The 8,291-nt window shown below is 67.3% G+C and carries 7 protein-coding genes; 6 read left to right on the forward strand and 1 reads right to left on the reverse strand.

The window, feature by feature from the left end; all coding sequences use genetic code 11:
* The 3 genes from AC1D2K_RS24215 to AC1D2K_RS24225 all read left to right on the forward strand — a co-directional run.
* On the forward strand, nt 1-388 hold a 388-nt coding region (locus AC1D2K_RS24215), incomplete at its 5' end, for a hypothetical protein (RefSeq protein ID WP_478091586.1).
* Nucleotides 385-798: a hypothetical protein gene (locus AC1D2K_RS24220; RefSeq protein ID WP_478091588.1), complete on the forward strand. Its 414-nt coding sequence runs from the start codon at nt 385-387 to the stop codon at nt 796-798. The genes AC1D2K_RS24215 and AC1D2K_RS24220, both read left to right, overlap by 4 nt.
* A gap of 228 nt (nt 799-1,026) precedes the next feature.
* Complete coding sequence (locus AC1D2K_RS24225; RefSeq protein ID WP_478091590.1) at nt 1,027-3,372, forward strand: hypothetical protein; 2,346 nt, start codon at nt 1,027-1,029, stop codon at nt 3,370-3,372.
* Between the two features lie 841 nt (nt 3,373-4,213).
* Here AC1D2K_RS24225 and AC1D2K_RS24230 read toward each other — a convergent pair.
* Nucleotides 4,214-5,410, reverse strand: a complete 1,197-nt coding sequence (locus tag AC1D2K_RS24230) for an AraC family transcriptional regulator (RefSeq protein ID WP_478091591.1) — start codon at nt 5,408-5,410, stop codon at nt 4,214-4,216.
* Between AC1D2K_RS24230 and AC1D2K_RS24235 the strand changes: the two genes are divergently transcribed.
* From AC1D2K_RS24235 to AC1D2K_RS24245, 3 genes are all read left to right on the forward strand, one after another.
* Nucleotides 5,400-6,248, forward strand: a complete 849-nt coding sequence (locus AC1D2K_RS24235; RefSeq protein ID WP_478091592.1) for a TauD/TfdA dioxygenase family protein — start codon at nt 5,400-5,402, stop codon at nt 6,246-6,248. The genes AC1D2K_RS24230 and AC1D2K_RS24235 overlap by 11 nt on opposite strands.
* A gap of 11 nt (nt 6,249-6,259) precedes the next feature.
* Nucleotides 6,260-7,660 carry an alpha/beta fold hydrolase gene (locus tag AC1D2K_RS24240; protein ID WP_478091593.1) on the forward strand — a complete coding sequence of 467 codons (1,401 nt, stop codon included), beginning with the start codon at nt 6,260-6,262 and terminating at the stop codon, nt 7,658-7,660.
* 295 nt (nt 7,661-7,955) lie between these two features.
* Nucleotides 7,956-8,291: AMP-binding protein (locus tag AC1D2K_RS24245; protein WP_478091594.1), on the forward strand; the 336-nt coding region annotated here is incomplete at its 3' end.

Raw genomic sequence — 8,291 nt, forward strand, 5'->3', positions numbered from 1 at the left:
TCCCAGCACGTGGCAGGCGGCCGACGAGGTCGAGGCGGAGTTCGTGCAGGTCGGCTTCGCGAAGTTCCAGATCGTCGATCCCGACGCGACAGACCTGGCCTTGGCGGCTGGCGCCATCGATGAGAACTCGCTGCCTTCGCTGTGCATGCGCGTCCGTTTCGAGAACACCGAAGACCAACCCCAGCGGCGCTCCGGCCAGTACGTCACGATCGACACCGCGGCCGGCGTAAAACTGATCTTCATGCTGTCGCTGACCGGCGAAGACGTTCATGACCCCGCACCTGAAGGGTTCGACCTTGGCGGCGACGCCGTGCGCAACGAGGCGCTCGACTTTCTCCAGCCCGGCGAAGCGCTGCTCGTGCAGGTGCTGGCGGAGGTGTCGCCTTGAGCCGCGCCGAGCTTCAACCTGATGCCGCCGTGCTCGCTGTGGCCGATGACCTGCTCGACCGCCTTGGCGGCGATGCGACGACGCGCTTCAACCCGCTCGGCGACGCTCGCTTTCAGATCGTCGAAGAAGATGCCATCGAGTTGGCCCGCGCCTTGGGTGCCGTCGCACCGCACGAGCCCGGCGAGCCGCTGCCGAGTTACCGGCGCGTTGTGTTCGATTTGGACCGCGTGATGCCCGCTCCGGGCGCCTACCTCGTCGTCGCCGACGCTGAGACGGGCGCTGCCGACATCTGCTGCGTGCTGGCCCTCGCCGGACATGACGTGGACCTCGATGTGCCCGGAGCGCCGCTGCTGCCCGGCCACGCGCTGCTCGCAACCTGGCACGCCGAAGACCTCGAAGGGGCGGCATGAAGACGACTGACCAGCGGGTCAAGCAACTGGCAGCCGATTCGGAGCGCCTCGCCGACATCGAGCGGGGGCGTGTCGCCCTCCGAGGGCGTTTTACGTCCGATCCGACATGGACCGCACCTCGGCCTATTGCTGCGGCCCCTAGCGTCGAGCCGCCGGCACCTCCGCCGGCTCCACCTGATCAATTTCTAGCGGACTTCGTGCGCCGCTTTTTCTGAAAGTACATAACACATGGCATCCGTTTTCAAAAGCGACGTGCAAGGATTTCTGATCGGCGAGGTGATCGAGAACGGCCGTGACCTCATGCGCGCGCAGCAACAAGGCATCGCCATCTGGAAGGCCATCCGCACCGACTTGCGGGCAGTGCGCACAGCCATCAATGCCCAGATTTCCACGGTCGTGCGTACCGGCCGCCCTGGCGCTGCGCCTCGTGCACCCTCGACGAGCCGCGCGGCCGGTGGGAACTGGCGGATCACGCCTTCGGCCGTGGTGCCTGCGGGCCGTAGTGCACCTGTGCTGCGCAGCGCGGTCGCGCGCGGCGCCGTCGTGGTCGCGCAGCCGCGCGGCGCCAGCGGCCGCTTCGTGGCGGGCCAGCGCCCCGCCAGCGGCGGCGCGAGTGGCGGCGGCGTTTTGAGTAGCAGTGCCCTCGGGCGCATGAATGACTCGCTTGGCAAGCTCGCATCGAGCCTGCAAGCGGCCGACAACATCGATCCGACCGTGAACGCGATGAAGGAGGTCAAGGACGTGGTGAGCCCTCTCGGGCGCGGCCTGTTCTCGCTCTTCGGGCGCACGTCCGAGCGCAAGAGGGAAGTCTGGTATCGCCGGTTCCTGAAGGCTCTCACGCCGGGATCGCAGAAGGCGCAGCAGGTTGTTGGCGGCGGCCTCTTCGGCGGGGGCGGCGGTGGCGGCCTGGGCGGCTTGCTTGGCGCTGCTGGCGGCTCAGCTGCTGGCGGCCTGCTGGGCAAGGGCAAGGGGCTGCTGAAGGGCGGCGGCAAGCTGCTGAAGCGCATCCCGGTGCTCGGCGCGCTCATTTCCGGCGGCATGGCGCTGGGCTCGGCCTTCGGCATGGACGACGACCCGAGCAAGTCGCCGGAGGAAAACCGCACGCAGCGCTATCGCGACACGGGTGAGGCTGTCGGCATGGGTGTTGGCGGCGCTGCTGGCGCGGCCGTCGGCTCGCTGCTGGGGCCGATCGGCACCGTCGTCGGCGGCTACCTCGGCGCGATGCTCGGCGAAAAGATCGGCGGCGCCGTCGGCGAGTGGACGAAGAGCTTTGTGGACTCGGATGTCGGCGGCAAGGTCATCCAAGGGTGGGACGTGTTCACGACTGGCCTTGGCGCGGCATGGGACTCCCTCGTGACCGACGCGAAAACGACCTGGGGCGACATCACGACGAAGGCCGGCGCGTGGTGGGACTCGACGAAGGAGGCGGCGGGCACGCTGGCCGACAAGGTGTCATCGCTCGCGGACGGCATGAACAGTTGGTTCAAGGACAAGACCGGCATCGACGTGAAGCAGAACGTGACCGCGGCCGCCGACAAGGTGGGCGAGGTGGCCGGCAATGCCTGGGAGAAGACGAAGGGCGTCGCGATCGCGGGCTGGTCGGCGGCGAAGGGCTACGGCGCGGACGCGCTCGACGCGGCAAAGACCGGCGCGGCCGCCCTGGTGCCCAACACCGCAAAACGCGCCTATTCGGCTGGCGCTGCGGCCGCTGGTCAGGCGAAAGCGGGCTACGACGTGGCGCGCGGCACCGAGAGCACGGCCGGTGCGCCCGTGGGCGCGCTCCAGCAAGGCGCTCGCGCTGCTGGCGGCTCTCTAGGCGACCTGATCGCGAAGGGGGAAGGCGGCTACGGCTCGTTCAATCGGGGCCAGGCCGGCGACTCGCGCGGCGCGAGCATGGACTTCTCGAACATGACGATCGATCAGATCATGGCCGCGCAGTCGCTGCCGAAGGGCGACAAGGACCGTCTGTTTGCCGTGGGCAAGTATCAGGTGATCCCCTCGACGTTGAAGGGCGCGGTGGGCTCAATGGGCCTGAAGGGCGACGAGAAATTCACGCCCGAGCTTCAGGAACGCATCTTCGGCGAGTACCTGGCCGACAAGAAGCGGCCCGAGATCGCCAGCTACATCCGTGGCGGCGGCGACCTCGCGAGCGCGCAGAAGGCTGGCGCGAAGGAGTGGGCATCCATCGCGGACCCCTCGACCGGCAAGAGCTTTTACGCGGGCAGCGGCAACAACAAGGCGCATCTGTCGGCTGAGGCCTTCGGCGGCGCGCTCGGCACTGCACGCGCGCAGTACCAACGCCTTGTGGCGACCGGCATGGACAGCAAGGCCGCCTACCAGGCCGCCGTCGTCGCCAGCCCCACGATTCCGTCACCCGTGCCCGCGAACATCCCGTCGGCGGTGCCGGCGACGATTCCGAAGCCCACGGAAGTGAAGGACGTTGCCACGCCGTTGAACAGTGCCGGCGCGGGCCGTGGCAGCCTCAGCGTCTCTATTCCCGACACCATCGGGCAAAACGTGAGCGACCGGGGGACCGCGCACGTAGTAACCGGTGGCCTCGGCGGCGCCGTGTAGCCGAGCAGCATGCTGCGCAGAGAAACCGGGTCGTTGAGGGGCGCGCACCAAGCTGCAACTGGTCAAGGTCACGGCCCATCACCTGCGCAGCGTCCATGCGGAAAGCCACTGGACTTTGCCACCGGCGCACGCGCCCTCCCCTCTAGAGAGCAGATCGGTGTGTCAACGTACTTTGCCCTGGTGAGTCACTGGAGTTTGCCTTTCGCGGGTTTTGAGTCACTGTACTTTGCCTTTTGCAGGTGCAACGTAAGCACGAACTGGTCGCGGGTTGGCTGGCGCTGCCGACGACCGCTTTCCGACAATCATGATGTCCGCTGGCGGGCTCGAATGGGCCCACACGAGTCATTCGAGACTCATATTGGCGCACCGCAAAGCCGACGTTCAATTACTTCTCGATCGGCCTTGCGCCGGTCGAACGGCGGTGCGCATGACACGCCGGAATCCTTCGACCAGGGCGGGACGACGCATGAAGGCACTTGACCTTGCTTCCAGCGCTCCCACATAAGCGCCTTCTGGCTGGCCGAGTAGTAGGTCCGCGTTCGATACTTCATCTGCAACACTCCTTCTGCCTACGCAGTCTGTCGTGTGTTGCATCGGCCGATTGAATCCGCAATCCGAAGCGGAATTTCGGCGAAAGGCGCCTCGCTAAATGGCGGGGCCTGGGTGATCCACTACAGGCCGGCCGGCTGAGCTGCCGTGTAAGCGACCGTGTAGCCTCGTGCTAGTACCGTGTTAGCGACACGGCGACACGGCGACACGGCGACACGGCGGCACTGCGGTGCATGGCAGTACACCACGCGTGATCGCAAGTGCTTGTCAGAAGACGGGGCGTAGGGGAATTTCAAGGGCCCGCCGCAATGCCCGCGCGACGGGTTCGTGGCGCCACGCCGAACTGTCGCCGATGCCAGCGCGAGAACGCGCTGAGTTCCGAGAACCCGAGGAGCGTCGCCACGTCCGACAGCGGCCGAGAGGCGTCCCGCAGGTAGTGAGCCAGCAGTTCGCGCCGCATTGTGTCGACCAGGATGCTGAAGGAGGTCTTCTCCGCAGCCAGGTGGTTGGCGACGGTCCTGCGGTCGATGCCCAGGTGCTGGGCGACGCTCTCCACCCGGCAATGGCCGCGCGGCATCAGCAGCACGATCAGGCGACGGACTCGGTCCGACATCGACGCGCTCTGGCCCGGATCGCGCTCCAGCAGCCGCTTCGTATAGCGCGCCATCACCGGATCTGCGCCCGGGTTCGGTGCCTCCAGATCGGCCGCGTTGCAGACGATCTCGTTGAACTCCTCGCCGAACGCGACCGAATCGCCGAACACGTGCCGGTGCCAGGCCCTGCTCGGCGGCGCGGGGTGGCGGAAGGTCACCAGGCGCGGACGCCAGCCGTCGCCGAGGAAGATGCCGAGCAGGCGGAAGGTGGTGCCCATTGCAAGTTCGATCGGCTGGCGCACCGACTGCCCGCCCTCGTACACCATCTCCTCACGAATGGCGACGATCGGACCCTCCGGCACGACCGAGACCGACATCGCCTCGTTGTGCAGGTGGATACGCGCGATCAGCGCCTCGAGGGCCTGCCGCAACGTCGGCTGGTCCCGCAACAGCAGGCCCAGCGGCCCGAGGTTGGACAGGCGCCGCGAAGCGGCCATGCGCAGGCCGAAGGCAGGCTCGCCCGCGCGCTCTGCCGCCAGTTCGAGCAACGCGCCCACGGCGGCCGCCGGCACCATCAGGTYGGGGTCGGCCAGGCTTTGCGCGGGCAGCCCGGCCTCGCCCAGAAGCCCCTGCGCATCAAGCCCGCAGGCCGACGCCACCGCCTCGAAGTTCGTCAGCGTCGCGGCGCGTACCAGGATCGTCATGGGCGCAACTGCCTTTCCAGAAATGCTCGGCTTCCTTTCCCGAAATGTCAAACGAAATTCCCGAAACGTCAAGTCACGCCGATCGACGGAGCACACAATTTCACTCACGCCGCGATGAGACTCCGGCGACTGTCCGGTCCGGCAAGGGCCGGCGCTCACCGAACCCGATTGGAGACACACGATGAACGTCATTCCGCTGACCTGCGCCCTGGGCGCCGAGATCCAGGGCGTCAGCCTGGCCGAGGCCTCGCGCAACTCGCCCCTGGCCCAGGAGATCAAGGCGCTGCTGCTCGAGCACAAGGTGCTGTTCCTGCGCAACCAGCAGATCACCGACGCCGAACACGCCGCCTTCGCGCGCCACTTCGGCGAGCTCCAAGACCATCCGCTGGTCAACAGCGCCGAGGGCGAGCCCGGCATCATCCAGATCTGGAAGACGCCCGACAGCCCGCCCGAGCGCTACGAGAACTCCTGGCACAACGATTCCACCTGGGCCGAGTGCCCGCCGATGGGCGCGGTGCTGCGTTGCGTCGAATGCCCGCCGGTGGGCGGCGACACGATGTGGGCCAACATGGAACTGGCCTACGAGCGGCTGCCCGAGCACATCAAGGAGACCATCGCCGACCTGCGTGCGCGCCACAGCATGGAATCGGTGTTCATGGCGGCCAAGCCGATCGACGACCGCCTGGCGATGAAGGCGCGCTTCCCCGACCCCGAGCATCCGGTCGTTCGCACGCATCCGGTGACCGGCAGGAAAAGCCTGTTCGTCGGCGCCTTCACCACGCACCTGACCAACTTCCACAACGCCAGGAACGTCCGCTTCGGCCAGGACTGGCACCCCGGCGCGTCCCAGTTGCTGCAGTACCTGATCAGCCAGGCCTTCATTCCCGAGTACCAGTTGCGCTGGCGCTGGCAGGCCAACGACGTGGCGATCTGGGACAACCGCTGCACACAGCACTACGCGGTGATGGATTACGCGCCGTGCCATCGCAAGATGAACCGCGCCACCATCGTTGGCGACCGGCCGTTCTGAAGGAGACAGCTATGGACCGCGCTCTCGAACTGAATCTCCGGCACGACTGGGCCGACCTCGGCGACGTGCGACTGCACTACGTCAGCGGCGGGCAGGGCCCGGCCATCGTGTTCCTGCACGGCTGGCCGCAGACCTGGTACATGTGGCGCGACGTGCTGCCCGGGCTGATGCAGCGCTACCGCGTCGTCGCGGTGGACCTGCGGGGCCTCGGCGAATCGTCGCGGCCCGCGGTGGGCTACGACACCACGACCGTCGCGAACGACATCTGGCGCCTGATGCACGACGTGCTCGGCGAAAAGCAGTTCCACGTCGCGGCGCACGACTGGGGCGGCCCGGTGGCCTATGCGCTGGCCGCCCAGCACCGCGACGCGGTGACGTCGATGGCGATCTTCGACGCCCCGGTGCCGGGCGACGGCTCGGTGCTCACCGCGCTCGGGCGCTGGCACTTCGGCTTCCACGCCGAGGCCGACCTGCCCGAGGCGCTGGTGGCCGGCCGCGAAGAGATCTACCTGCGCTACATGTACCGCAAGGGCGGCGCGCGGCCCGACGCCATCTCCGAAGAGGCGCAGCGCGAGTACCTGCGCACCTACACCCAGCCCGGCGGGATGCGCTCCGGCTTCAACTACTACCGGGAGTGGGCGCAGGACGCCAAGGACAACCAGGCCTTCATCAAGCAGGGCAAGCTCGCGATGCCGATCCTCGTGTACGGCGGCGGTGCGCCCAACGTCGGCCGCGGCCTGTACGCGATGGACTCGTGGCAGCGCGTCGCTTGCGACGTGCGCGGCGGCGTGGCCGAAGGCTGCGGCCACTGGATCCCCGAGGAACGGCCCGCCTGGGTCGTCGAGCGCCTGCTCGAGTTCTTCGGCGAAGTCGATCGCCGCCGCAACGCTGCCCGTCCCCTCACCACCTCCTCCATACCCACCAAGAGAGACCACATGACCATGTTCTACGAGACCATCGATACCGCCCTGATTGACGTCGAGTCGCTGCCCTGGATGCCCTTCGTGCCCTACAGCGACAATTTCTTCCTGAAGCTCATCAAGGTCGACCCGATCCGCGGCGAGTGGACCGCCCTGCTGAAGGTGCCCCCCAACAGCACGCTGCCGATGCACCACCACTCGGGCACGGTGCAGGTCTGGACGATCGCCGGCCGCTGGAAGTACATCGAGCACGACTGGGTTGCCGGCCCCGGCAGCTTCGTCTTCGAGACCGCCGGCTCGCGTCACACGCCCATCAGCGTGGGCGACGACGAGGTCATCACGCTCAACATCGTCCAGGGCGACTGGAACCTCATGAGCCCCGAGGGTGCGGTGCTCGCCATCGAGAACTGGAAGTCGATGGTCGAGCGCTACTTGAACTTCTGCCGCGCCAACGGCGTCAAGCCGGTCGACGTGAGCAGCTTCAGCGTTTGAGTCCGCCGGCCCGCGGGTCCGCGGGTCCGTGCGCAGCCGCGGGCCCACGGCGGCGGGCTGCGCCATGCGCTTCGGCGCAGCCGACCGACCGCAACATGCTGCTCGGCAAGGTCGCCTTGGTTCGCCGCACCGAATAAGTGCCGCAGTCTGGGGGAACTGCCTCGGTGAGAGGGACAGCTTCATCTGCCGGACCCATACATTTTCGCCGCCGCATAAGCACAGATTGAAGACACCAATGACAGCCACCGCCCTAACCCAAGACACTGCTCCACAAGCCACGCCCACGGCACCCACCGTGAACGCAAACATGATGCAGCAGCCGCTGCTGATCTCGACGCTCCTCAATCATGCGGAGCGTCACCATGGCGACCAGGAAATCGTCTCGCGCCGCGTCGAAGGCGACCTGCATCGCCAGACATACGGCGACCTCGCCCAGCGCGCACGCCGCATGGCCAACGCGCTGGCGGCGAACGGCATCCGCTTCGGCGATCGTGTCGCGACGCTCGCATGGAACGGCTACCGCCACATGGAGCTGTACTACGCGGTGTCGGGTTCCGGCGCCGTGCTGCACACGCTCAACCCCAGGTTGCATCCGGACCAGGTGGTGTGGATTGCCGACCACGCCGAAGAC

Source organism: Variovorax sp. P1_H12_2 (genome assembly GCF_056405335.1).

Coding starts and splice junctions, on each gene's coding strand:
- AC1D2K_RS24225 (WP_478091590.1), top strand. CDS start 1,027: ATGGCATCCGTTTTCAAAAGCGACGTGCAAGGATTTCTGATCGGCGAG.
- AC1D2K_RS24235 (WP_478091592.1), top strand. CDS start 5,400: ATGAACGTCATTCCGCTGACCTGCGCCCTGGGCGCCGAGATCCAGGGC.
- AC1D2K_RS24240 (WP_478091593.1), top strand. CDS start 6,260: ATGGACCGCGCTCTCGAACTGAATCTCCGGCACGACTGGGCCGACCTC.